At 43.5% G+C, this 25,807-nt stretch carries 26 protein-coding genes and 1 tRNA gene; 6 read left to right on the forward strand and 21 right to left on the reverse strand.

What is annotated here, in order from left to right; translation table 11 throughout:
- Positions 1-5 precede the first annotated feature (5 nt).
- Both T546_RS0118725 and T546_RS0118730 read right to left on the reverse strand, forming a co-directional pair.
- The gene (locus T546_RS0118725) at positions 6-923 is read right to left on the reverse strand and encodes a carbohydrate ABC transporter permease (RefSeq protein WP_026892947.1); all 918 of its coding nucleotides are present in this window, start codon (positions 921-923) and stop codon (positions 6-8) included.
- Between the two features lie 9 nt (positions 924-932).
- Positions 933-1,889, reverse strand: a complete 957-nt coding sequence (locus T546_RS0118730; protein WP_026892948.1) for an ABC transporter permease — start codon at positions 1,887-1,889, stop codon at positions 933-935.
- A gap of 286 nt (positions 1,890-2,175) precedes the next feature.
- Between T546_RS0118730 and T546_RS0118735 the strand changes: the two genes are divergently transcribed.
- Complete coding sequence (locus T546_RS0118735) at positions 2,176-3,129, forward strand: AraC family transcriptional regulator (protein ID WP_026892949.1); 954 nt, start codon at positions 2,176-2,178, stop codon at positions 3,127-3,129.
- Positions 3,130-3,179: 50 nt separating this feature from the next.
- Here T546_RS0118735 and T546_RS0118740 read toward each other — a convergent pair whose 3' ends face one another.
- The 9 genes from T546_RS0118740 to hemA form a co-directional block, all read right to left on the reverse strand.
- Entirely contained in the window at positions 3,180-3,959 is a 780-nt protein-coding gene (locus tag T546_RS0118740; RefSeq protein ID WP_026892950.1) for a hypothetical protein, read from the reverse strand.
- A complete protein-coding gene (locus T546_RS0118745) occupies positions 3,952-4,563 on the reverse strand; it encodes an RNA polymerase sigma factor (RefSeq protein ID WP_026892951.1) in 612 nt (203 codons plus the stop codon). The genes T546_RS0118740 and T546_RS0118745 overlap by 8 nt, the downstream gene beginning before the upstream one ends.
- 211 nt (positions 4,564-4,774) lie before the next feature.
- Positions 4,775-6,640 (reverse strand): ATP-dependent zinc metalloprotease FtsH, encoded by a 1,866-nt coding sequence (gene ftsH, locus T546_RS0118750; RefSeq protein WP_026892952.1) that lies wholly within the window; start codon positions 6,638-6,640, stop codon positions 4,775-4,777.
- Positions 6,624-7,166, reverse strand: a complete 543-nt coding sequence (gene bilS, locus T546_RS0118755; RefSeq protein WP_026892953.1) for a flavodoxin family protein BilS — start codon at positions 7,164-7,166, stop codon at positions 6,624-6,626. The genes ftsH and bilS overlap by 17 nt, the downstream gene beginning before the upstream one ends.
- A 171-nt stretch (positions 7,167-7,337) precedes the next feature.
- Positions 7,338-8,612, reverse strand: a complete 1,275-nt coding sequence (hemL, locus tag T546_RS0118760; protein ID WP_026892954.1) for a glutamate-1-semialdehyde 2,1-aminomutase — start codon at positions 8,610-8,612, stop codon at positions 7,338-7,340.
- Positions 8,613-8,615: 3 nt separating this feature from the next.
- Positions 8,616-10,157: a uroporphyrinogen-III C-methyltransferase gene (gene cobA / locus T546_RS0118765; protein ID WP_026892955.1), complete on the reverse strand. Its 1,542-nt coding sequence runs from the start codon at positions 10,155-10,157 to the stop codon at positions 8,616-8,618.
- A 12-nt stretch (positions 10,158-10,169) separates the two neighbouring features.
- Complete coding sequence (hemC, locus tag T546_RS0118770) at positions 10,170-11,072, reverse strand: hydroxymethylbilane synthase (RefSeq protein ID WP_026892956.1); 903 nt, start codon at positions 11,070-11,072, stop codon at positions 10,170-10,172.
- Positions 11,032-11,703, reverse strand: coding sequence for a precorrin-2 dehydrogenase/sirohydrochlorin ferrochelatase family protein (locus T546_RS0118775; RefSeq protein WP_026892957.1), 672 nt, complete (start codon positions 11,701-11,703; stop codon positions 11,032-11,034). The genes hemC and T546_RS0118775 overlap by 41 nt, the downstream gene beginning before the upstream one ends.
- A gap of 2 nt (positions 11,704-11,705) precedes the next feature.
- Positions 11,706-12,869: a glutamyl-tRNA reductase gene (hemA, locus tag T546_RS0118780; protein WP_034599944.1), complete on the reverse strand. Its 1,164-nt coding sequence runs from the start codon at positions 12,867-12,869 to the stop codon at positions 11,706-11,708.
- A gap of 167 nt (positions 12,870-13,036) precedes the next feature.
- Here hemA and T546_RS0118785 point away from each other — a divergent pair, with 167 nt between their 5' ends.
- Complete coding sequence (locus tag T546_RS0118785) at positions 13,037-13,531, forward strand: GNAT family N-acetyltransferase (RefSeq protein WP_026892959.1); 495 nt, start codon at positions 13,037-13,039, stop codon at positions 13,529-13,531.
- Positions 13,532-13,587: 56 nt separating this feature from the next.
- On the opposite strand, the gene T546_RS0118790 is transcribed toward T546_RS0118785, so the two are convergent.
- From T546_RS0118790 to T546_RS0118800, 3 genes are read right to left on the reverse strand one after another with little or no spacing between them, the layout of a single operon-like run.
- Entirely contained in the window at positions 13,588-14,322 is a 735-nt protein-coding gene (locus tag T546_RS0118790) for an amino acid ABC transporter ATP-binding protein (RefSeq protein WP_156951373.1), read from the reverse strand.
- A gap of 4 nt (positions 14,323-14,326) precedes the next feature.
- Positions 14,327-15,019, reverse strand: a complete 693-nt coding sequence (locus tag T546_RS0118795) for an amino acid ABC transporter permease (RefSeq protein WP_024838620.1) — start codon at positions 15,017-15,019, stop codon at positions 14,327-14,329.
- Positions 15,020-15,036: 17 nt separating this feature from the next.
- Positions 15,037-15,858: a basic amino acid ABC transporter substrate-binding protein gene (locus T546_RS0118800; RefSeq protein ID WP_026892961.1), complete on the reverse strand. Its 822-nt coding sequence runs from the start codon at positions 15,856-15,858 to the stop codon at positions 15,037-15,039.
- A 208-nt stretch (positions 15,859-16,066) separates the two neighbouring features.
- On the opposite strand from T546_RS0118800, the gene T546_RS24010 reads away from it, so the two are divergent.
- On the forward strand, positions 16,067-16,855 hold the full coding sequence (locus T546_RS24010) for a TMEM164 family acyltransferase (protein WP_051629977.1): 789 nt from the start codon (positions 16,067-16,069) through the stop codon (positions 16,853-16,855).
- 26 nt (positions 16,856-16,881) lie between these two features.
- On the forward strand, positions 16,882-17,304 hold the full coding sequence (locus T546_RS0118810) for a C-GCAxxG-C-C family protein (protein WP_026892962.1): 423 nt from the start codon (positions 16,882-16,884) through the stop codon (positions 17,302-17,304).
- Here the strand turns inward: T546_RS0118810 and T546_RS0118815 are convergent.
- The 3 genes from T546_RS0118815 to T546_RS0118825 all read right to left on the reverse strand — a co-directional run bounded on the left by T546_RS0118815 (position 17,273) and on the right by T546_RS0118825 (position 20,056).
- Entirely contained in the window at positions 17,273-18,001 is a 729-nt protein-coding gene (locus T546_RS0118815; RefSeq protein WP_034599946.1) for a peptidoglycan recognition protein family protein, read from the reverse strand. The two genes, T546_RS0118810 and T546_RS0118815, sit on opposite strands and share 32 nt — an antisense overlap.
- A gap of 84 nt (positions 18,002-18,085) precedes the next feature.
- Positions 18,086-19,669 carry a ClC family H(+)/Cl(-) exchange transporter gene (locus T546_RS0118820; RefSeq protein ID WP_026892964.1) on the reverse strand — a complete coding sequence of 528 codons (1,584 nt, stop codon included), beginning with the start codon at positions 19,667-19,669 and terminating at the stop codon, positions 18,086-18,088.
- Between the two features lie 165 nt (positions 19,670-19,834).
- On the reverse strand, positions 19,835-20,056 hold the full coding sequence (locus tag T546_RS0118825) for an HPr family phosphocarrier protein (protein ID WP_024838626.1): 222 nt from the start codon (positions 20,054-20,056) through the stop codon (positions 19,835-19,837).
- Positions 20,057-20,333: 277 nt separating this feature from the next.
- Between T546_RS0118825 and T546_RS0118830 the strand changes: the two genes are divergently transcribed.
- Positions 20,334-20,419, forward strand: a tRNA-Ser gene (locus tag T546_RS0118830).
- A gap of 108 nt (positions 20,420-20,527) precedes the next feature.
- Here T546_RS0118830 and T546_RS0118835 read toward each other — a convergent pair.
- From T546_RS0118835 to T546_RS0118850, 4 genes are all read right to left on the reverse strand, one after another.
- Positions 20,528-20,830, reverse strand: a complete 303-nt coding sequence (locus tag T546_RS0118835; RefSeq protein ID WP_026892965.1) for an AtuA-related protein — start codon at positions 20,828-20,830, stop codon at positions 20,528-20,530.
- Positions 20,831-20,883: 53 nt separating this feature from the next.
- A complete protein-coding gene (locus T546_RS24015; RefSeq protein ID WP_051629978.1) occupies positions 20,884-22,278 on the reverse strand; it encodes an acyclic terpene utilization AtuA family protein in 1,395 nt (464 codons plus the stop codon).
- A gap of 74 nt (positions 22,279-22,352) precedes the next feature.
- Positions 22,353-23,177 (reverse strand): MBL fold metallo-hydrolase, encoded by an 825-nt coding sequence (locus T546_RS0118845; RefSeq protein WP_026892966.1) that lies wholly within the window; start codon positions 23,175-23,177, stop codon positions 22,353-22,355.
- A gap of 32 nt (positions 23,178-23,209) precedes the next feature.
- Positions 23,210-24,619: a PTS transporter subunit EIIC gene (locus tag T546_RS0118850; protein WP_026892967.1), complete on the reverse strand. Its 1,410-nt coding sequence runs from the start codon at positions 24,617-24,619 to the stop codon at positions 23,210-23,212.
- Positions 24,620-24,800: 181 nt separating this feature from the next.
- On the opposite strand from T546_RS0118850, the gene T546_RS0118855 reads away from it, so the two are divergent.
- Positions 24,801-25,796, forward strand: a complete 996-nt coding sequence (locus T546_RS0118855) for a LacI family DNA-binding transcriptional regulator (RefSeq protein ID WP_026892968.1) — start codon at positions 24,801-24,803, stop codon at positions 25,794-25,796.
- Positions 25,797-25,807: the final 11 nt, after the last annotated feature.

Consider the following 25,807-nt stretch of genomic DNA (forward strand, 5'->3'; position numbering starts at 1 on the left):
TATCATTAGCCCTTCACTGCACCTATCATGGTTCCCTGAACAAAATATCTCTGTACAAAGGGATAGATACAGATAATTGGCAATGTTGCAAATATAATACAGGAAGCCTTTAACACCTCAGGACTTGTAATCTGCCCCGCCATTGCTCCTCCCTCCGCCTTAAAGGATTCACTGGCCGCTACCACAAGGTAATAAAGCTTTAACTGCAAAGGCCGTAAATCCACACGCTGCTTGATGTAGAACAGAGCATCGGAATAAGCATTCCAGCGCCCTACCGCGTAAAACAGGGAGATGGTCGCTATAATTGGTTTTGATAAAGGAACCACTATATGGCTTAAAATCTTAAAATGGCTGGCTCCGTCAATAAGGGCGGATTCAATCAGGCTGTCAGGAATGGAGGCCTTAAAGTTATTTTTCATAATCAGAAAATTATAGGCCGCAAAGGACAAGGGCAAAATCATGCACCACCAGGTATCCAGCATACGAAGATTATTCATCAGCAGGTAATCCGGTATGGTCCCAGCCGTAAAATACATGGTAAACATAATGAAAAAGGTCATGACCTTTCTTCCCTTTAGCTGGACTCTGCTTAAGGCATAGGCAGAGCTTATAGTAAGGAAGGTTCCTATGGCTGTGAAAGCAGCCGTCACAACAACGGATACATATAAGGACCTTACAATGGAAGCATCCTGAAAGACCTTCTTATACGCATCGAAGTTAATGCCCTTGGGAATCAGAAAAATCTTGTTTGCAATGACATAGGCTTCTTTGCTGATGGACTTTGCAAAGATATGGATAAATGGCAAAAGACAGGTCATAGCTATGGCAAGGAGCAACGCGTAAAAAAAGAAGTCTACCAGCAAATTCTTTGCTCTGGCCCTGGTCCATGCTCTGTGCCTCTGGTTCTTACTATACTGCATCATCTTCCCTCCTTATATGAGACCGTCTTCTCCAAGACGTTTGGCTATGTAGTCAGCGAGAACAACAAGGAAAAGGCCAATGACAGACTGGAACAAGCCCAAAGCCGTGGCTTCACTGAATTTGCCGCTTTCAATACCCCAACGGTATACCAAAACAGGTATGGTGGTGGTAAATTCTGTTGCCTTCGCATTGGCCAAAGCGTAAATCCGTTCAAAGGAGCCTCCCATCAGCTTTCCTAGATTCATGATTAAGAGTGTGACAATGGTGCTCCGGATGCAGGGAAGTGTTACATGAAGGCACTGCTTTAATCTCCCAGCACCATCTACCCTGGCCGCCTCATAAAGTTCGGAATTCACACCGGTAATGGCCGCCAGATAAATTATCGTCCCCCAGCCCATGGACTGCCATACTCCAATCAGCACATAGCTGATCAGCCACCAGGTATTATCCTGCAAAAATGGAATGGGACTGTGGCCCGCATTCTGGATTAAGACATTTACCACTCCACTGCTGATGGAAAACAGGGAATAACCGATTCCTCCGATGATGACCCAGGATAAAAAATGAGGGAGGTATAAAAGAGTCTGCATGACGCTTTTGAAATATCTGTTTTTAATTTCATTGAGAATTAAGGCTAAAATCACTGGCATAGGAAATGAAAAAACCAGGTCCAGAATATTTAAAAGCAGCGTATTGCCTACGGCCTGACCAAAATCCCGTTTTCCAAACACCTTCTGGAACACAGAAAATCCCACCCAGGGACTTCCGGAATACCCTTTTGCCACCTTGTAATCCTTAAACGCTATAGATAACCCGCTGTAAGGCAGAAATTTAAATACCAGAATAAAGAGCATGGGAAGAATCATGAGTACATAAAGCTGCCAGTCTCTTTGCAAATAACGAAGGAACCCATTCTTTTTTCCCCGATTCGTTCTGATCTGATTCGTCATTCTTTCCGAATTTTTCATAATATCCCCCCATAGGTGCAAATATTGTTACATCTATTATAAAAAATTCATAAATCCGTTTCCAATCAATTACCTGTTAAAACTATGCAATTTCAACCTTTTATTTATTCTGCCTGCCTTATTATCCCTACTGTTTTTCTTCCTGTTTCGAGTTTATTTGCATTTTCAACTAGTACAGAAGGATTTATTACATGCAAAATCACTTATTTAAAATGATTTTTGGTTGAAATGAGAATTATATATCATGTATAATAAAAGGAATAAAATCAGGAAGGATTCAGTACATATGCCTAAACGCAAAAAGACAGTGATTGAATTTAGAGATTATGATCTACCCACTCACTTTCCTGTCCTTCTTTTGACTGGAGAACATTGGAGGATTTCCGATGTACCTTCCGGGCGGCTTCATATTCACAACTGCCTGGAAATCGGTATATGCGAGACAGACAGCGGCACTATGATTTTTGAAGATACCTCCTACCCCTTTCAGGCTGGTGACATCACCGCCGTATCCTGTGACATCCCCCACACCACCTGCAGCGCCCCCGGCACCTGCAGCAAATGGTCTTATTTATTCGTTGATATGGGGGAGCTGCTTCACCCATTTTTCTCTGGTGCAGATCTTCATAATATGGAGCTTTTCTCGGTCTCAGAGCACCATCTAAGTCTGATCATGGGAAAAAGGGAGTATCCGGTCATTCATTCTCTTGTCACAGAAATCATAGAGGAGCTTAAAAGGAAGGAACCTGGGTTTGAGCTGGCGGTCCGGGGATTGTTTCTGACCCTGGCTTCCAATCTTATGAGAATTTCTGTCCTCCATCATCAAAAAAAAGACCAGCCCCCGGAAAATGCACTTGTCATTGCGCCGGCACTGGAATTTATCCGCTACCATTATATGGAGGACTTCCCTATGGAACATCTGGCCGCATTATGCGGTCTAAGTCCTACCCATTTTCGAAGGCTGTTTTCCTCAATTACAGGAACGAGACCGCTAGAGCATCTTAATACCACACGCATCCGAAAGGCGTCTGATCTGCTGCGCGTGACAGAGGAATCCGTCTTAAGCATTTCGGAACGGGTGGGGTTTCATTCTATCTCAAGCTTTAACCGGCATTTCCTTTCTATAACAGGAAAATCACCAAGGGATTGGCGCAAACAGATGTCAATTCTAAAGGACCAGTCCTTGTATAAGTATAATGGCTGGATGTATGCAGAAATCCTGAAAAAATCAGATACTTAAAAGACCGCCTGTATTTTTTCCAGGCGGTCTCTTCGCGTTCTAGCTATGATTTATTTCATATCAATGATTCCCCTGGCCATTCCGCTTAAAGAATCCAGATCAAAATCATCAAAGGTATACAGCAAATAATCAATTCCATTCTCTGACCAGCTTACCATTTTGAATACCTTTCGCTGTTCCTCACTGCTTCCATAACTAATCATCAGTTTTCCTTCCTCTTCAAGCTTTTTATCTTCTGCAGAAGGTTCCTGATCCGGGGGAAGGAACAGATAGTTCAGAGTTGAAACTGTTATGGTTACGTTATGATAAACTTCTTTTTTAGCAGCCTGGTCGTTCTCCTCTGCCAATGCCTCCTGATGAACATGACTGGTAAGTGTTACCCGCTTTGTATTTCCATAGTCAGCACAAACCTCTGGATATTCGAGCACCTGATTATTGTCATCGCCCAAGCCTTTAACGTTCGTAATATATCCTTCCTTAAAGCTCATTTCACTGGATAATGATTCTGGAATTTTGGGAGAGGCTTTCATCTGATCCACTGCCTCTTCACGAAGTTGTGCTATGGTATAAGTATCCGTGTTATTTGAACTACTGATCAACCTTGTAATTTTACCTGAGGCAACTGCGGTTACCGTACCTAATACCGTAATAACTGCCACTGCCATAAATGCTGCTGCCAGCTTATTTGTTCTTAATTTCATATGACCACTCCTTTGATTGCATTTTTTATGGATTTCTATCAGGCGCCGTTCCCCATCCATGTCGGGCTCCAAGGAATCCAATTCCGTTTTTATCTTATCTCTTAAAAAATCATCCAGATTTTTAGCCATGACAGATTCCCCTTTCCTCTTCCTCTCTGCTATCATCCTCCAGCAAATCCTTTAACAGCTTCCTGGCCTTATATAGGCGGGATTTTACAGTTCCCTCCAAGGTTCCGGTCACTTTGGCTATTTCTTTTGTACTTAGCTCATTGTAATAATACAATAGAACAACTGTCCTGTATTTTACGTCAAGGCACTGGAGTGCACTTTGAATCTCTAAAGCAGCCTCTGCTTCTAAAACCGTCCCAAGGGGACCTTTATTCATTTCATCTTCCAGAATCCGCTCCGCTCCCATTTTATCCTCTTTATTATCCAGAATCCCTTCAAATGAGAGCTCATACCTTCCCTTTTTTCTTTTCTCATACCGCCAGGCTGTTCTCACCATAATCTGGTAGAGCCAGGGCTCAAACCGTTCTGGCTCTTTTAACGTGGCTCTGTGGAGAAAGCATTTCACAAATGTTTCTTGAATGATATCTTCACTGTCGCTTCGGTTTCCAGTAATGAAATATGCCATTCTGTAAAGCTTCGCGAAGCAGGAACGGTATAATTCATCAAACGCTGTCTCGCTGCCGGCAAGCATGCTTTCAACCAATGTCTTTTTCGCTTCGTCCATAGCCTTTTCCTTTCCTTTTTTGATGCATCTATATACTAAGAGCCAGCAACGACTCCATTGGTTCATTTTTGATGGAATCTTTTTGAATTTTTTTCCAGCCCAACGCAAAAAAAGAACCAGAGAGTGAAACAACTGGCTGCAGTCTTACGGCATTCGTAATCCTTGTTCCTACGCTGCAGTCAAAGCCGTTTCGTCTCTGATTCTTTTTTATTTATCCTTGTACCGCTTCTTTTCGGAAGATTTCCATAAACTCTTCCCCGGTAATGGTCTCCCGTTCTAAGAGGTATTCTGCTATTTCATGAAGCTTAGTAATGTTATCCTTTAGTATCTTATACGCCTTCTGGTGCTGCTCACGGACAATTCCAATCACCGCCTCGTCAATCCGCTTTGCGGTCTCAGGGGCACAGGCAAGTGATGTATCTCCGCCCAGATATTGATTGGTCACGGTCTCAAGAGCTACCATGTCAAATTCATCGGTCATACCGTAGCGGGTGACCATGGCTCTGGCAATTCTAGTCGCCTGCTCGATGTCGTTGGAAGCACCGCTGGTAACTGTTTGAAAGATCAGTTCTTCCGCTGCTCTACCTCCGGTAAAGGTGGCAATCTTATTGAGAGCTGCCTCCTTTGTGAGAAGATGACGTTCTTCTTCATCTACCTGCATGGTGTAGCCAAGGGCTCCTGAGGTTCTTGGGATAATCGTAATCTTATGAACTGGAGCAGACTGTGTCTGGGAAGCGGCTACCAGTGCATGTCCCACCTCGTGGTATGCAATGATCTTCTTCTCTTCCACATTGACAGAGGCATCCTTTTTCTGATAGCCAGCGATTACCACTTCCACGCTTTCTTCCAAATCCCTTTGTGTTACGGTTTTTCTTCCCAAACGAACGGCTCTTAATGCAGCCTCGTTAATAATATTGGCAAGCTCCGCTCCGCTTGCTCCAGAAGTAGCAAGAGCGATACCTCTAAAATCCACATCATCAGACAGCTTTACATTCTTTCCATGAACCTTTAAGATGGATTCTCTGCCATTTAAATCCGGCAGCTCCACTGGAATACGTCTGTCAAACCGGCCTGGACGTAGCAGGGCTTTGTCAAGAGAATCGGGACGGTTGGTGGCTGCCAATATAACGACACCCTTCTTTCCGTCAAACCCATCCATCTCAGCCAGAAGCTGGTTCAAGGTCTGTTCTCTTTCATCATTACCGGAAAAGCCGCCTCCATCACGCTTCTTTCCTATGGTATCAATCTCATCAATGAACACGATACAAGGTGCTTTGTCATTGGCCTGCTTAAATAGATCCCTGACCTTAGCCGCACCCATACCTACAAACATTTCCACAAATTCCGAACCGGAGATGGAGAAAAACGGTACATGGGCCTCTCCTGCCACTGCTCTTGCAAGAAGTGTTTTACCAGTTCCAGGAGGTCCTACTAAAAGGGCTCCCTTTGGAAGAGAGGCACCGATTTCTGCATACTTCTGAGGATTATGGAGAAAATCCACGATTTCTTTTAAGGCATCCTTTGCCTCTTCCTGTCCGGCAACATCACGGAAGGTCTTACCTGTCTCAGATTCCGCATAAATCTTTGGATTTGATTTTCCAAAGGACATGGTATTGGGACCGCCCATACGCTTTTGAAGCTGCCTTGACAGGAAGTTACCTAAAAATACAAAAATCAGAATCGGTATGATCCAGGTAAGCATAAAAGAAAGAATGGGTGACATCTGAGCAACGATGGTCTTTTCAAACTGAACGTTGTGAGAAACCAACCGCTGCGTTAAAGTATCATCCGGCCATGGTCCTGTTTTATATACCTGATATACCGGCTTTCCTTCCCAGTCCTTTTTCCCTGTATCGGATTTAAACTGAATCTCTGTTTCTGTTTTTGCCACTGCCTGGACCTTACCCTGATCCACCATTTCCAAAAATGTACTGTATGGCACCTCTGTCATGGCTTTTGACTGAATCCACGGTACTGTCAGTGCGTTAAATATGATCATAAGCACTAAAACAATGGCGTAATAGTACATAAATGATTTTTTATTATTTCCAGAGTCTTTATCATCTTTTAACCCCATTTTGATCCTCCTCTTCTTTTGTTACCTGCTTTAACACGGATTTTACGAACCGGCATACATTATCTAAATCCTGCTCATTGGGATGCAGCATGGCATCTTCGTAAGCAGATATCAAAGCCCTGATCTGCGGCGTATTGCTGACCGCCTGCATCTGTCTGTATTTTTCAAGTATAAAGGGTCCTAACTTCCCTCCACACAAAAAGCAGCCAAGATATTTGTTGTCTTCCGGCAGAAAAACAGCGACCTGCCGCTCAACCTGTTTTAAATAATCTTCATTTCCCATCAGTCCGCAGGTTCCAAATAATGCAACCCGTTTTCCATGCAGACCGGAAAGAAAGTCCATCATCTCAGTCTCACAGGTTCCGCGGTTATTCCAGAAGCCAATAAAATACGTATCTGCTTCCTCCGCTCGCAATTCCTCCAGTCTGACGATATCTTTGGACTTTCCGGGAAGGGATTCAAAAATTTTCATAGCTACCTTCTGAGTATTTCCGGTTTTACTAATATATACAACCAAATAGTCCATAGATTGAGCCTCCTCTATGAATAAAATATACCAGAGTTGGTTTTTTATCAATAGAAATTCCAAATGTTAATACAATTTATGTAATTTTTAGATTTTTAAAGAATTTGATCCTCAAGAAAAAAGACCGCAGAATGCAGGTTTCCCTCCTTCTGCGATCCCCTTCCACCTTCTTTATAGATGGCTGGCTGCTTCCTTTATAATATTGCAGGTCTTCTCTATATCCTCGTCCGTATGAGCTGCGCTTAAAAACAAAATCTCAAACTGAGACGGTGCTGTGTAAATGCCATGGTCTAACAGATAATGGAAGTAGGCTGCATATTTCTTCGTATCAGAGGTGAGGGCTGTTTCAAAATCCACCACCGGAGTTTTAGAAAAGAACACGCTGAATAAGGAGCCTGCCTGATTAACTTTCGTGTCCGGCAGTGCCTCTTTCAGAGCCGATATAAGTCTGCCTGCCTTTTCTTCAAGCCCCTTATAAATTTCAGGGCGTTCCATTAACGTCTTAATGGTAGCGATTCCTGCCGCCGTTGCGATGGGGTTGCCGGAAAGGGTTCCTGCCTGATACACCTTTCCCACAGGAGAAACCGTTTCCATGATTTCCCTGCGTCCGCCATAAACTCCCATTGGCATACCGCCTCCTGCTATTTTACCAAGAGTGGTCATGTCCGGAATCACGCCATAATATTTTTGAGCTCCTCCGATTCCCATTCGGAATCCGGTGATGACTTCATCAAAAATCAGCAGCGCCCCATAGCGGGTGGTAATCTCTCTTAAGAATTCAAGGAATCCCTGACTTGGAGGAACCAGACCCATATTGGCAGCCACAGGCTCAACCACAACCGCGGCAATTGACTGCGGGAATTGTTCAAACAAGGTCTTAACGGATTCTTCCCCATTGTATGTGGCAAGCAAAGTATGCTCCGTATAGGAAGCCGGTACACCGGCACTGTCTGGTGCCGATCCGGTCAAGGCGCCGGAACCTGCTTTCACCAAAAGGCCGTCAGAATGACCGTGATAGCAGCCTTTAAATTTAACTATTTTATCTCTTCCCGTAAATCCTCTGGCCGCACGAATGGCGCTCATCACTGCTTCTGTGCCGGAGCTTACCATTCTCATCATCTCCATAGAAGGAATGCATTCCCGGATGAGCCCGCCAAGGACCAGCTCCTTTTTCGTCGGCGCCCCAAAGGACAGGCCATCAAGACAGGCCTCTCTGACTGCATCTATGACAGGTCCGTAACCATGGCCTAAGATACTTGGCCCCCAGGAATTTACGTAATCAATATATTCATTGCCATCTTCATCAAAGATATGGGAACCTGATGCCCGTTTTACGAACACAGGGGCCCCTCCAACGGATCCAAAGGCACGGACCGGACTATTTACCCCTCCCGGGAAATAGTTCCTGGATTCCTCAAATAATGCTTCTGATTCTTCAAATTTCATTTGTTAAACTCCTTTCCTGCCATTGGTCTTATCACTCCAGTCCTGGCATATAGCCTTTGCCACTCCCTGGATGCTGTATTCTTTTGCAATCAGATCTGCTTTTCTTCCACTTGCCTCCAACGCCTGTGCCGTGATATCGCCGATACAGACAACCATAAGGCCCTCTAACGACTTTAATGCTGCCACCGAATCCTCTTCAAAAAATGCGTCGACTCCGGAAGCACTTGCAAAGGTGATATAATCAAATTCCTTTGTAATGGCAGCTCTTTTACCATTTTCCTGTTCTTCCTGTCCTTCTTTCCTTACATCGTAAAGCACCACATCATCGTAATCAGCCTTTACCTCATTGAGAATCTGATTTAATTCTTTGGAGCCTCGTGATGATCTTGGAATCAACAGCCTGTCATGTTTCGTGACTCGTCCCTTTAACCCTTCTGCCAGATCAAGGACCTGGTAATGCTTCGGAGTATAATCCGACCGAAAGCCATATTTTAATAGCTCATCTGCCGTTCCTTTTCCTACCGTGGCAAATTTAACATGTCCAAGAGCCCGGTGATCCTCTCCACGCTCCATCAGTCCTAAGAAGAACTCTCGGACCGCATTGGCACTGGTAAATACAATCCAGGTATAGTTTTTTAAGTCCTCATAGGCTTTTTGCATCCGTTCATCCGACTGGTAAGATTTTAAGGAAAGACTTAAGAGATATTCTACCGTTCCCCCAAGACCAGACAGCTCCTTATGAAGCTTTCCTGTAAAGGAAGGAGTTCCTGTTATTCCGATGCGGCAGCCCTCCAAAGGCTGTTTTCCTGTGGAAGAAAAATCAAGAGCCGCCGTTTCTCCTACCACAATAATAGCAGGGCTTTTGATTCCAAACTCTTTTACCTTCTGCTGAATATTAAACAGATTACCTCGTACCACCTTTTGACCGGGAAGAGTTCCATTTTCAATCACAGCGGCTGGTGTGGTACCAGGTTTTCCCTGATCCATAAGCCCCGTTACTATCAGGGGGAGATTTCCCAGTCCCATAAGAAAGATAAGTGTCCCGGATAAGCTTGCAAAGGCATTAAAATCAGGAGGTAAGGTCCCTTCCTCTGATAACGTATGGCCTGTCATCACATGAAAGCTTCGGCTGATGGCCCGATGGGTCACCGGGATTCCTGCGCTTGCAAGGGCAGCCACTGCTGAAGTAACGCCAGAGATTACTTCATAAGGGATGTCTGCCTTTTTCAGTGCCAGGATCTCTTCTCCGCCTCTTCCAAATACAAAGGGGTCTCCCCCCTTTAAACGAACCACCTTACGTCCCTTTTCTGCCAGTTCCACCAGAAGCTGATTGATTTCCTCCTGCTTCATGGAATGGAAGCCTGCCCGTTTTCCCACATAGATTTTCTCACAGTGGTCTGGCACTGCCTTTAGAAGAAGATCAGAGGCCAGGGAATCATATACCACTGCATCGCAGCTTTTCAGTCTTAACATTCCTTTTTCCGTAATAAGCCCCGGATCTCCAGGGCCTGCACCTACCAGACAGACAATTCCTCTTTCCTTCATTCTTTCCTCCTGTTATGAAAGGCCTTTCGCGGCTAAATGAGCCAGCTCGTCCAATTTCGTTAATTCCCCTTTTAAGTGAATCCTTTTTGTCTCTTCTCCTCTTCGGTTGATGCCAAAGACCTCCATCTTGTCACCGATTCGCCTGGAGTATATGCCGATAGGCTCATGACAGCCGGCCTCCAGAAGCTTTAATATCTTTCGCTCCAGAGAAAGGCAGAGCCCTGTCTCTTCATCATGTATCTTATCATATAAGGATTCCATGCCAGAATGAAGGCGCCCTTCCACAGCCAGGATTCCCTGGCCTCCTGCTGGTACAAAGGATTCACAGTCAAAGCATTGATACTGATATCTTTTATCTTCCCAAAGTCCAAGCCTTTTAAGCCCAGCCGCTGCCAGGATAATTCCGTCGTATTCCCCTTGGGACAGCTTATAAAGCCTTGTCTGAACATTGCCTCTTAAATTCTCACAGCGAACCTCCATATCAGGCCACAGATTCTTTCCCATTTCATAAATCTGCATCTGTCTTCGTAAGCTGGAGGTCCCAATCACTAGTTCTTTTTTTCCCGTAAAGCTGCTGCCAGCCATGGTTACCAGAACATCTCTGGGGTCCTCTCTCTTAAGAACGGCTACGATTCCAAGCCCCTTCTCCAGTTCCATTGGCATATCCTTGGCACTGTGGACGGCAAGATCTATTTCTCCATGCAAAAGGGCCTGTTCAAATTCTGTCACGAACACGCCCTTTCCGCCAAATTCTAAAAGTGGTTTGTCAAGGATCCGGTCCCCTTCTGTCTGCTTTAACACCAGTTCCGTCTTCATTCCGTTTCCGGTCTTTTCAATGGCCTCTGCCACCAGATTTGTCTGGGTAACGGCCAATTCACTTCTCCTGGTTCCGATTCGTATGACTTTTTCCTTCATGTTCCAATAGCTTCCTCTCTATCAGTTCTTCTGCCTGTTCTCTGGTAAAGACTCCTCCCTGCCGGATTCCTTCCTCTACCATAGTCTGAAATATATCCGTTCGTATGGAAATTAAATCCACCTTTTCCTTTACTAAATCCCGGTATGACCCAAGCTGCTCTGCCAGATCACCAAATCCGTCTGGAATGGCCTCTTTAAATTTTTCCTTTAAATACTTGGCTATGGTGGGGGAATCTCCTCCCGTGGATATGGCAACAGTAATATGCTTTTCCTTTATTAAAGCAGGAAAAATAAAGCTGCATTCCTCCTGCACATCGACCACATTAATAGGAATATTCTTTGCCTTGCATAAAAGAGAGATGTGTCTGTTCAGTTCTTCCTCTGAAGTTCCGGCTACTACAAAGTCCGCGCCTTCTAAATCAGAGTCCTGAAACTTCCGTTCTAAAAGCGTAAGCCTGCCCCCCAGTTCTTTTTTAAGCAGGGGAAGCTCCGGGTGGAACTGAGGTGCTACTACTGTAATTTGAGGACCGTACTCCATGAGTACCTGAACCTTCCGGTACGCCACGATTCCTCCTCCTGCAATCAGACACTTCTTTCCTTCCAAATCCACAAAAAACGGAAAATAAGCCATCCTTATCCCTCCTTGATCCAACTCTCCAGGCCGTCCAATGTCTTAAGCACCACCTTAAGCTCCTCGCTGTTTAACTGATCTCTTACACGAAAAAGAAGGCTTTCCAGCCGCTTTCCGGAAAACGCTGCCTTAAGCTCGTCCATGCGGTGAATATAAGGGTGAAATACCATCTCTTTTATGGCACTGTCTAAATCTTCTTCCATAATGGCACTGGCAAGATCCAGCTCCCTTAGCTTTATCTCCGTGTTGTTCTTTGTCAGGGTATCAAAATAATCGATATCACAGAGAGTTACGCCATCTATCTTTTCAATGGAAGCATCTATATCCACCGGCACTGCCACATCAATAAAAAGGCGCTTCTTTTTACTGGTTAATGCTCCGGATAAATCTTCATACGTTACTGTATAATGAGGACCTAAGGTTGCACTTATGACAATGTCCATGTCATCCATATATTGATACCGGTCAATATACTCTACTGCCTTTACCCGCTCGTGCTCAATATTAACCGTTAAGTAATCGTTGTGTCTACGGACGGTACCAGTGACCTCAATGCCTTCTTTTGAGACAAGGTTCTTTGTAATGGTGGTTCCCATCTTTCCAGACATGCCGATGACCATTACTTTTTTACATTCTTCTCCATTCTCAAAATGAAACACTTCATTGGCAACCAGGGTTGCTATGGACAATGGTGTCTTTGATAAATTAGTATCCGTTTTGATTCGTTTGGCACAGGTGACCGCTCTTTGAAACAGTACATTCATCTCATAATCTACTGTCTTCATATCCTTAGACATCTGATATGCTTCCTTAACCTGCCCTAGAATCTCATCTTCTCCCAGCACCATGGAATCAAATCCACAGGTCACTTTAAATAAGTGACCGATGGCACTTTCTCCCCTGTATATATTTAAATATTTCAATACTTCCTCAAGCCGCACATTCTTATAATCAGCCAGCTCTTTTTGAAGCTCCGAAACCGCCTGCTTACTTCCTGACACATAAATCTCACTCCGGTTACAGGTACAGAGGATAACAATTCCCGTAATCGCTTCCCTGCCAGCCAGAAGCTCCATGAACTCTTTTTTCTCCTCTTCCCGAAACGCAAACCGTTCCCGGACACTAACGGGAGCCATCTTATGGCTCACACTTATACAGTACATCATTTTATTCAGCCTTCTTAATCGTTAATATCAATCTAAATGTAAACTCTTTCCTATTCTAACATAACCAAGGCGAAAAGAGCAATCCATAATCACAGGAAGTAATAAATTGCAACTCCCTTTGATTATGATATAATAAAGCAAATATATAGAAGACAGGAGAATGATGGATGAATTTCAGACAAGCTACCCCACAGGATTCCAACTGTTTCTTAGAGCTGATGAAGCAGCTGGATTATGAGACAGAATTCATGATGCTGGAACCGGGAGAACGTACCTCCACCGCAGAAGATATGGAGCAATACTTACATACGATGGAAACATCAAATTCCCTTCTTCTGCTGCTTTTTGATGACAAAAAAGCCGTTGGTTTTATATCTGCCAAACGAGGGGCCGCGAACCGAATCAAGCATACCGCCTATATTGTCTGCGGAATACGAAAGGATTACAGGGGAAAGGGCTGGGGAAAAACACTGTTCCAGGAGCTGTTAAAATGGGCCCCTGAAAACGGCATAACCAGACTGGAATTGACTGTCATGGCTCATAATGATAAGGCCATATTATTATATCGAAGCATGGGCTTTGAAGTAGAAGGAAGGCTGGTTCATTCCATGATTGTAAATGGAAGCTACGTGGATCAATACTCCATGGCAAAGCTTCTGTAAAGAAATAAGGGTGATGCAAGAATGGAATTCCCATTTTGCATCACCCTTAACTATATTTATAGCACTTTACTTAAAAATGATTTCAATCTGTCATTCTTTGGATGTTCAAAGAATTCCACTGGCTCATTCTCTTCCAGGAAATAGCCGCCATCCATGAACATGACCCGAGTGGCTACTTCTTTGGCAAAGCCCATCTCATGAGTCACCACCACCATGGTCATCTTCTCTTCGGCAAGCTCTCTCATAACATTTAAAACCTCGCCTACCATCTCTGGATCAAGAGCAGATGTGGGCTCATCAAACAGCATCACGTCAGGATTCATACATAGGGCACGAACAATGGCAATACGCTGTTTCTGACCGCCGGAGAGCTGGTTTGGATAGGAATTAGCTCTGTCCTTTAATCCTACCTTATCCAGAAGCTTTAAGGCCTGCTCTTCTGCTTCCTTACTGCTCTTGCCCTGCAGCTTCATAGGTGCAAGGGTCAAATTCTTTAATATCGTCATGTGAGGGAATAAATTGAACTGCTGGAACACCATTCCCATCTTCTGACGGTGCTTGTCTATATTTGTATTTTTATCTACAATATCGGTTCCCTCAAAGAGGATATGGCCGCTTGTCGGTTCCTCCAGACGGTTCAAGCACCGAAGAAATGTACTCTTACCGGAACCGGAAGGTCCGATGACACAGACTACATCTCCTTTGTAGATATCAACGGAAATGTCCTTAAGGACCTCCAAATCACCGAATTTCTTTCCCAGATTCTGAACCTGGATTAAGGGGTTTCCCATTTCATTAATGCTCACTCTTTTTCAGCCTCCTCTCCAGTAATGTTACAAGATATGAAAATACCATTACCATGACCAGATAAATAAGGGCCACAGAGATCAGAGGAAAAAATGCGGAATAGGTTCGACTCTTTATAATATCGCCGCCCTTTGTTAAATCCTGGAGACCTATGTATCCGGCTACGGACGTCTCCTTTAACAGGACGATGAACTCGTTGGCCAGAGTGGGAACCACATTTTTGAAGGCCTGGGGCATAATGATAAACCACATGGTCTGGGCATAATTAAAGCCCAGGCTTCGTCCTGCTTCAAACTGTCCCCGCTCAATGGAACTGATTCCGCTTCGGAAAATCTCTGCCACGTAGGCGCCGGAGTTGATTCCGAATGCCAGGATTGCTGTAAATATCTGCCCCGGATCATGAAATGAAAATATAATGAAATACATGATCATAAGCTGTACAACCACCGGCGTTCCGCGGATAACGGTCAAATAAACACTACAGATGGCATTTAAAATCTTTAATCTGCCGGTATTTTCATAGGTGGAGCGAATAATGGCAACCAAAAATCCTAATAAAATACCAATTAAAACTGCAAAAAACGTGATTTTCAGCGTATTTTGCAGACCTTCCGTAATGTATTTCCAACGGTCATCCACAATAAAATTCTGATAAAAATCATCCCTTAGCTTTTCCCACATGGCACTCTTCCTTTTTCTTATTTTGCAGTAATGTATTTATCTATGATTTTCTGCAATTCACCAGAGTCCTTTAATTCCTTAATGGCTCCGTTCATCTTCTCTAATAATTCTGTATTGCCTTTTTTCACTGCAATAGCATACTCTTCTTCTGTAAATGCTTCATCAAGAATCTTTAATCCTGTATTATCTTTTACAAATACAGTTGCAGGCTCACGGTCAATAACAACTGCATCGATTTTATCCTGGGTAAGAGCCATTACAGCATCCATGCCCTTGTTGTAACGCTGTACATTGGCATCCTTGATATCATCTGCATAGATATCACCGGTCGTTCCAGTCTGAACGCCAACCTTCTTTCCTTCCAGACCATCAGGATCAGCAATGTCGCTTCCTTCTTTTACGATAATGACCTGAGCGGCTTTTGCGTAGGTATCAGTGAAATCAACATTTTTCTTACGGTCTTCATTTACAGTCATACCAGCAGCAGTAAAATCTGCCTTACCTGACTGTACAGCTGGAATCAGAGAATCAAATGCCATATCCTGAATCTCAAGCTCCATGCCTAAATTATCAGCGATTGCCTTAGCGATCTCTGCATCAATTCCAACGATTTCATTATTATCATGGTATTCATAAGGTGGGAATTCAGCATTGGTAACCATAACGAGCTTTCCACCTGCTGCACTTTCTGCTGTTTTAGTCTCTGCAGCAGTGCTTTCTGTACCTGCTTTTTCCGTTGCGTTAGCAGTTGTTTCTGTTTTAGTACCTGTTCCGCCACAAGCGGTTAAAACTGCGGCCATACATACGGCAGCGGCTATTGCGATTACATTCTTCTTCATAATGCTTCCTCCTTATATGCACAAATCTGCATAATTATTAAACAAAGTATCAGTTATACATTATATAGCATTTTCGGAATTAATCAAGTACTTCGTCCTAAGAAAACGCTTAATTTTATACATAGTTTCATTTACCTTGCATGTTTTTTTCCAATCCTTTATAATATAGTTTAAATTTGGATGACAGGTAGAATTGAGGGTATCAATTATGAAGGATTTCCTTGAAAAAACCGCATGGCCTATGAATCCGCCGCTCCCTTACTCCTTGTTTCATATTCTCTTTCTGGCGGTGGGGCTTACACTGGCTGTTTTACTGGCCTATTATACCAGCAGGAGAATGAATAAAAAGAAGCTTCCACGCCTGCTTTTTATCTGTGGGCTGGTCCTTTTAGGTACTGAGCTTTGGAAGCAGCTTTTTCTTTATTATGTAGTCAATGAGCAGACCTATAACTGGTGGTATTTTCCATTTCAGCTTTGCAGCCTTCCCATGTATTTTTGCCTCCTCCTTCCCTTTGTACCAGGGAGACAAGGTCAAAGGATTATCTGCACCTTTATGCAGGACTTTAACTTATTAGGAGGAATCATGGCACTGGCTGAGCCTTCCGGGCTCTTTCACCCTTACTGGCTCTTAACGCTTCACGGTCTTATCTGGCATCTTTTGTTGGTCTATATCGGTCTCTTAATTGCATTCTCCCGGGTTTCAGATGTCTCTATTAAGGGATTTATAAAAACCCTGCCCCTGTTTTTGATCTGCTGCATGATTGCTTCTATTATAAATCGAACTGCCAAGCCTTTGGGTCAGGCTGATATGTTCTATATTTCCCCCTATTACCCTTCCGCACAGATTGTTTTTCATGAAATAGCTGTGAAGTTTGGCACAGGAGTTGGAAATGCAGTCTATTTATTTGCAACCTGTCTCGGTGGATTTATCTTTCACTTTATCTTTAACAGAATCCATCTCAGTCCAGTACAGCAAAAAGAAATGAGTAACCAATAAGATTTTTAAAAAAGGAGGAATTTCACATGTCAGATTCAACAAAAAGAATGGAAGAAGCTTTGAAAAAACACGATATGGGATATAACTGTGCCCAGGCCGTTTCCTGTGTCTTCTGCGACAAAGTGGGCATTGACGAGGAAACCATGTTCCGTATTACCGAGGGTATGGGACTTGGAATGGGCGGCATGGAAGGCACCTGCGGAGCCATTGGCGCTGCCTCCATACTCTCCGGACTGAAAAACAGCTCTGCCCATTTAGACAGCCCGGACTCTAAAAAGGTATCTTATCAGATGTCCAGGCAGTGCTTATCGGATTTTAAAAACCAGAATGGAAGCTTAATCTGTAAGGACATCAAAGGCGTGGAAACAGGGAATGTCCTGCGCTCCTGCAATGACTGCATCGCTGATGCCGTGAAGATTATTGACGAAACTCTTTTCTCGCCTCTTTGACGTCCTGTAAGAACTGCTTCCACTCATCTTCATGGGCTACAAAATATCTGGGACAATCCTTTCCAGTGGCATCGTAATGGCGGATGACATCTTTTTCCGTTAGTCCCAGATTTTCACAAAGCCAGGCAGTAAACTTGACAAGTGAACCATAGGTGTCATCATTGAACTTGCCGGTCTCATCGGGATGGCAGCATTCAATGGAAATGGTATCGGGATTCTTTTCTTTTGATGTGGCATATGCCACCTCTGTGATTGGAATCCCCTGAAGGACCTCACCGTCCAGTCCAATGATAAAATGACTGCTGGCAGAGATTTTTTTAATCCCTTTCTGATCCTTTAAGCTGTCAAAATAGGCCATGTTCTGCTTGGCAGTGGTTCCTGGATTTGCTACGTAATGTATGACTATTTCCTTGACCCGCTTCATCTTAGTCTGGGGCCTGGAGTATTCGTTAGGGGTTATGAAATCCTGTTCCACCCATGAGGGCATGGTAACGGAATTCAAATCCACATAATTTCTTTGAAAGATCTGGCTCAGTGCGATTAAAAGCACGGTCAGGGCTGAAGCTAATATCAGTGTTTTACCGATTATGTACAGGATATTTAAAAATGTCTGTTTCTTCTTTTGCTTCCTGCGTCTTTCTCTTTGGCGCCGGCGCCGTTCCAGCTCGTTAAAGCTATCCTTTGTCTGATTTTTCATATGCCAAACTCCTGAAATGACTTTTTCTTAGTTTACGTCTTTTGAAGGGGGAAAGTCAATAAAAAATCAGGATTCAGGGAAGATTTAAGCCCTGGACTCCATCTTCACGGTCTCGCAGACCTCCTGTAAGAGCTGATGAAGATCCCTCTGAACCGTCTCTTCGCAAAGAACCACCAGTTTGTCTCCTGCCAAAAAGGCAGTCTCACCTCTTGGAACAAATTCTGCCTCTCCCCGGATTAAGGATACTAAAAGACAGGTCCTTGGCCACTGAATTTCTGATACCTTTCGCCCCTCTGCTTCACTACCATGAAAAATCATGCCTTCCACAAGTACCTTTTCTCCTCTGGAGACAAGACCATTTTGAGGATTTAATCTGGCTAACAAACGGTGTAACAGCTGATCGTAGACCGGAGCACAGTGTGCCATATCCGGAATCACATAAGCCACAAGAGATACCATGGACAGAGTCAAAAGGTGGGAGAAGCTTCCCGTCATCTCACTAATTAAAATGATTCCTGTAATCGGTGCACGGACAATGGCTGCAAAATAACCAGCCATTCCAAGGATGATGAAATTATCCAAAAGCCCGTCTAAGGAACCGGTCAACCCTTCCGCGGTCTTATAATATATGCTGCCTATAATTGCACCTAAGACCAATAGAGGCAGGAATATCCCTCCCGGAGCCCCGGAGCCAAAGCTAATAAGGGAAAAACTGAATTTCAGGATAAATAAAAGGCAGAGCCCTCCTATGACCAATTGATCTGTGGTCAGGTTTTCTACCAGAGGGTGGCCTCCTCCCAGTACATAAGGATAGGTAAAACCAAACACTCCGGCTAAGAAAAAGGGAATCAAAAGCCGTATGGTCTGCTTTGGAATCTTCTGAAAGACATCCTGTGTCTTAGTCAGACAGGTGTTATACACGATTCCAAGTCCGCCAAGGAGCACACCTAATAAAATCACGTGACCATAGCTTCCAAGGGGCATCATACGGGTAATTTGAAAGTCAAAGACTGGCTTTAATCCAAACACATTTCTGGAAACAAAGTCGGCTGTTATGGAGGAAGCCATGGTGGATAAAAGAATTTCCGGTGAAAAATGCTTATGTACCTCTTCCAAAGAGAACAGGACTCCGGCAATCGGTGCGTTAAAGGCTGCGGAAAGACCAGCACTTGCCCCACAGGTAATCAATAGCTTTTCTTCCGTTTTTCCCCGTCTTATCATACGGGACACTCCTTTTGCTGACATGGCTCCAAGCTGGATGCTGGGCCCCTCTCTTCCCAGTGATAAGCCACAGCCAATGGCTAACAGCCCTCCTGTCAGCTTTGCTATGAGGACCTTCCACCAACAAGGATCAAGCGCCCCGATCATCTCCCCTTCCACCTGGGGAATGCCGCTGCCGGAAATAAAAGATTCCCATTTTAATAAGCGGGCAACTACAAAGGCTGAAAGGAACAAGAAAGCAAACCAGAACGGTATCATAAAAGTGTGTGCTTTTCCATAATCTAAGAGGAATTGTAGCAGTTTGTCTGCATAGATCAGCAGATATCGAAACAATACCACCACCCCGCCAGAAACTGCTCCTACGAGGATTCCTTCCAGTATTAATTCATAGCGAAAGCTGCGAAATCGATGAATAGTATTTTTAACCGAATGGTCGTCTGACTGCATTTTCGTATCCTCCTGTTTTAAATCAATCTCTTTCTGAAATAAACAGTTTCAAATTATAACTCTAATATATGTGGTTTGCAAGGAAAAGCCCGGTAAAACAAAAAGAAACCAGGCTTGTATCGTAAAAAATACAAGTCTGATTTCGTATCATATTACATAGAAGAATTAAGCAGCACGCCCAACCAGCTCCTCAGGGGATGCGGTTTCGTTATGGCAGACGATCTCAACCTGCCGCCCAATTCCTATAATCATGACTCCCATCAGGGATTTTCCGTCAATGACTAATTGATTGCATATCACATCTACCTCATAGCTGCATTTCTCGGCTCTCACCACAAATGCAACCAATTCTTCTACGGTAGTAAATGTGTGCTTTATATTCCTCACTCCTACACCTCTTCCATGAATTTCTTTGGTTTTATATTCACATTCAACAAAATTTTCTGGATTTTATTTATTATTTATGCACTTTTTTCTAATCTCTATCCTATTATTTCCATTGTATAAAACCTTATTCTGTTAAAATGCATTTATTTCACGAAAAACACTACACAAACCCGACATTATCGTGTATAATCGTATCGTTCGCATTCTTATGGTATGATGTTAAGAAGTAAAATGGGAATGTTTTTATAGAATAAAATGAAATTTATTTATATTATATGGAAGCGTATCGAAGTGGTCATAACGAGCCGCACTCGAAATGCGGTTGTCCGCAAGGGCACGTGGGTTCGAATCCCACCGCTTCCGTCAAAAACAAAAGGGTGTCTCTGCCCTGATTGCATACAATGGAGAACACTTTTGTCTGGAATTCTGCTGCATGAAATCTTCAATGATAGCCAATTAGATATATTGCTATCAGCCAATCTCCATCTCCAAAAGTGCACTTCCAAGAGATTTTCCATGCATGTCCATAGCCAGTGAACGTGTGATACCGCCGCCCAATGCATCTTCCATTACGAAGTTCAGGGCACTGATTGACTCAATCTCATATCTGGTGATATTTCCATGGACAATTTCCTTGAAATACTCTTTCACCCGTTCTTCCGTCACCTTTTCTTTTATAAATGCATAATCTTCATCATGATATGCAATCACAGAAATAATAGAAATATTTCCCTTATCCCCTGTTCTCGAATGTGCTTTTTCTTTTAGTTTCATTCTTTTTTTCTAACCCCACAGTCTTTCACTTGTTGTTTCTCCCTGTTATATCATCAGCCATAAATTGGAGATGGCTGGCTTTCCTGCTTATTTTTATTGTCTGCCTCCAGATATCCAACCGATATTGTAAAATCCTCAACCGGAATAAATATAGATGCAATGCTAACGATATCCTTTATATTCTTTGTTGCTCCCCCGCCTCCTGAGGGTCCGTTGGTATACAAAGCTTCTACTTCATTTCCCACCAGCTCTGCTTCCGCAATTGTTTTCACACGTGCTACCACTCTCAGTCTTACTTCTGCAATATTACCGGAATTCAACTGTTTTGAAATGGAATCTCCATATAAGGAATTCATTCCGATAAAATCAAAACGAATTTCATCATAAACAAGACCGATTTTCTCAAATCGCTTCTCCAGGATTTCCTTTGCAAGCTGTGCTTTTGCCACTGCATTGCCTCCGCCATAGCTGATCTGACCTTCACCAATGTAACAGTCATGGTATCCGACGCTGGTTTTATAGTTTCCAGTCGGCGCCTTTCCGGACGCGCCTGAAATCCGTACCCTGTCTTTCCCTGCTTCTTCAATTTTTACTTTACTGAAATCAGCAATTACATCCGGGGTAAAATAGTTTTCCGGATCCTGAATTTCATATAGAGTCTGCTCCTTAACGGTCTCACTGGTCACCATACCTCCTGTTCCCGGAAGCTTTGTGATAATTCCATTGCCGGTTTCATCTACCTCAATCATAGGAAAACCCAGATTCCACAATTCAGGCACATCTTTGTAACCCGGATCTGCAAAATATCCCCCGGTTACCTGACCGGCACATTCCAGAAGATGACCAATCCACGTTCCTTTTCCCAGCTTGTCATAATCCTCCATTGACCAGCCGAATTCATAAACTAACGGCCCCAATGCTAACGATGGGTCTGCAACCCGCCCGGTAATAATGATATCGGCTCCGTTCCTTAGTGCATCAACGATTCCCTGGATTCCAATATAGCCATTTGCGGATAGTATCTCTCCCTGTATCTCTGATAAACTACCCCCGGTTTCAAGCACCGGATAATCCAGGTAATCTCCCAGACGGTCACCGATATCATCTCCCTTGACATAAGCAATTTTAAGCTTTTCAAAGCCTTTTTCCTTTGCCATCTCCAGGCAGCGCACCGCTGCACTCTCCGGATTGGCAGCGCCCATATTGGTGATAACCTTTACCTTATGGTCTTTCAGGGCATCTAAAATTTTGTCAAACCGATATTCAAATAACTCATTATACCCAAGTTCAGGATTTTTCTGCTTTGCCTTCTGTGCAAGAGAAATCGTGCGCTCTGCAAGGCATTCGAAAATGATATAGTCCAGATTTCCACGCTCGATTAAATCAATTGCCGGTTCTATCCGGTCACCTCCATAGCCTGCACCGGAACCAATTCTGATTTGTTTCATATTCTTCCTTCTTTCTACTGCAATTTATAGATGGATAGGCATGCAACAGCAAGCCGCATGCCTCCCATTTGTTTTTATTTGACTTTTTCCGCCAGATAAAGCAGATTCCCTTCTTTTCCATCCATACGTTCATAAGTTCCCGGCTTCAGCTTATGGCAAAGGAACAGGTCGTGTCCGTGGGCCTGGATTGGAACGCGGTCGTCTTTTCCTGCTAATACAAGGTCACAGCATTCAATCACATTATCCAACAGCTCTTTTGGGGAAGTAAATGTACCATGGTTACGATAGACCACATCATACTGTGTTTCATATTCTTTCAGATGCAGCAGACTTTCCCGATATTCGGAGACATTGGAAGAAAACTCATCCATCAGCATCACTGCAACGCCGCATGCATCGCCAAAGATGGCAATTGCCTCTTCTTTCAGCAATGCGCACATCATGCCTGGTGTATGCCCTTTTACGGAAATCATCTGAATCGTTATTCCTCCCAGTTCAAAGCACTGGCCATCAAAAAGCGGTTGAAAGGCTCCATCATAAATAGGTGGAAGTTCACTTATATCTGATACCTGAAGCTTCAGACGCCTCTCTGCATCCAAAAGGCGGTGCCCTTTGCTTGTTTTAAAACGATATACCGGAAGGTCTTCCAGGTTTAAATAAACTTCATCAAACAATCCTGAGGAACCCATATGGTCCAGGTGTGCATGAGTAAGCACAACAAATACCGGGCGGTCCGTCAGACACTGCACATATTCCTTGATATTTCCCAGTCCGTTGGTGGTATCCAGCAAGCAGGCTTTCTCTGTGCCTGCAACCAGATAACAGCAGACACCGGTACTGTCAATGATACGCCAAAGATGGGGACTTAGTTTTTCATGGGTATAGCTATCATTTCTCATAAACGCATCCTCCTTACTTCGTTCTTCGGTAATTACTCTACAAGGCTTTCATCAATTTTCAACACATACATCGTAATAAAACCAAAAGCTGTTCCTGCAATGGTCGTAACGATCAGGGCAATATAGTTTTTCATATCTCCGCCCAGAAAACCGGCAAAGGAGTAAATTCCATTTGCGGTATTCAATACATTGGCAGTCAGGTGCATAAAACCTGCAACTAGCCCTGTAAGCACGCCGGAAATCACACTTGCGTACAAGGGAGTCCGGTATGGAATCTGTACCCCATATTTATAAGGCTCTCCGACCCCTCCGATCAGCCATGCAAAAACATACCCCGAATACAATGCACGTTTTTTCTTATCTTTCACCAATACCAGGACAGCAAGCATACATCCGAAGGTTGCCCAGCTCCCAGCAAACATCGCAGGAACAATAAAGGTATCATATCCAAGAGTTGCAAAGCTGGTGACTACAAATGGAACCAGTGCAACATGCATGCCGCACAGGACCAGGAGAGTCCAGCTTCCGGCAAGAACTGCTACAGCAAGAGGACCTGCAACATGATTCAGTGCTACCAGTCCAGTTGCAATCCCATTTCCCAGGTAGTATCCAAGGGGAGCACACAGACTAAGCTCCACCGGAAGCATAACAAATAAGGTAATCAGAGGTACCCCTATTACCTGAATGGTATCAGGGATATGTTTGCGCAGGAACTTTTCCACATATGATCCGATCCATACCGTCAGAAACATAGGAAATACTGTTGAGGTATAGTTCTGTACAGACACAGGAATTCCATATACGCTGAAAGCGGTTCCATCCGCTGCAAGCTTCACCAAGGTGGGGTGAACCAGGATTGCACCAAACAGCATGCCCATGACCGGTGTCATTCCAAACCGTTTGGCAGCAGTATAGCCAATGATGACCGGCAGAAAATAGAAGCCGGCATCCCCAACCAATGTCAGCAGGATAAACAGATTGCTTTGGGTGTCTAAAACATTAAAAAGATTGGGCCCAAGAACGGAGGCCAGCATCTTCGCCATACCACAGCAAAGCAGTATCGGAATCAAGGGTGTCAGACAGCCTGCCAATGCTCCTATCACGTTGTTAATGACGTCTATGGCTGTTTTTTTCTTTTTCCCTTTGGCTGATGGCGATTCGTCTGCCTCTGCTTTTACAGGTTCCTTTTCAGAAAGGCTGCCTGTTTTTTGTAATTCTTCATACACCTTGGCAACTTGCGGGCCAATCACAACCTGCACCTGACCTCCATTTCTTACCACGCCCAACACACCATCAATTTTTTTGATTTCATCATCTTTAGCAATTGTTTCGTCTTTTAATCGAAACCTTAACCGGGTCATACAATGTGTAACATCTAATACATTTTCTTTTCCACCTACCGTTTGTAACACACGTTCGGCCATTATTTTATTGTCTGCCATTTTTCTTTTCTGTGAGATGCCAGTCATGATCCGGCATCCACACATCTCCTTCTCCATTTAGTAGACCGGTGTACTTGATGAGTTAAGTATAACGGTCTACTAAATGCTTGTCAAGATGTTTTCTTTCTGATATGATAGATTTATAAAAAGGTACCAAAAATTTTATTTTAGGAGTATATAAATGGCGGGAATCAGAGAAGTCGCAGAATTGGCCGGTGTATCCAAAAGCACCGTTTCTATTGTGATAAATGGTAAAAGTGAAGAAAGAAAAATACCGAAAGAAACGCAGGAAAAAGTATTACGGGCAGTAAAGAAATTAAATTATCAGATCAATTTATCCGCAAAACGGATGCGTGTTCCTGATACACGCAAGACAATTGCTCTGTATTGGACAACCGACTTCCGTGATATTATGCTTGCCCGTTTTTTAAAAGGAGTTCAGCAGCAGATCAAAGAGTCTGACTTAGCATATGATGTTATCATATATCCCTATGAAAACAATATGCTTTCCAAAGAAGACTCTCTAATATCTGTTTCCAGCTTTCATGGTGCGCTGATTGCCAATGCCGGCGAAGAGGACCTTAAATTTCTCTCCACAACAAAGCCAATGGTCCCTGTTGTCTTATACAATCGCATACTGGAGAATTTAAGCAGCGTCTATGTAGATGACTCTGTAATCGCCCGTGAGGCTTTCAGCCTTCTTAAAAATAAAGGTAAAATTGCTATTGTAAAAGCTCCTCACGCGTTTGAAGGAATGAAAATACGTGACAACACGCTAAAGAATCTTTTATCTCAAAATTCTCAGGAATATGTGGAATGCGATGTAGATACGAATCAATCCTATGATGGCTATCAGATTGCTTCTCGGATTGATTTTAGATCAACCAGTGTGATTTATACTGCCAGTGATATGATTGCTCTCGGCATTATGCACTATTGTTACGAACATCACATCCGCATTCCGGAAGACATTGAGATACTGGCAATCGGTAATGGTTTGACACACATAAATGAATTTCTTAATCCCTCTTTAACCACAATACAAATTCCAATCGAAACCATGGCTGCCGAATGCCTCTTAATGCTTAATAAGCAGTTCCAAAATCCTGCTTTGACGCAAAAAGAGATTCTTCCCAATATTACGATTCGGGATTCTCTAAAAATACTAACGAAATAATTTATCCAACC

The organism is [Clostridium] aerotolerans DSM 5434, from assembly GCF_000687555.1.
Taxonomy (GTDB): Bacteria; Bacillota; Clostridia; order Lachnospirales; family Lachnospiraceae; genus Lacrimispora; species Lacrimispora aerotolerans.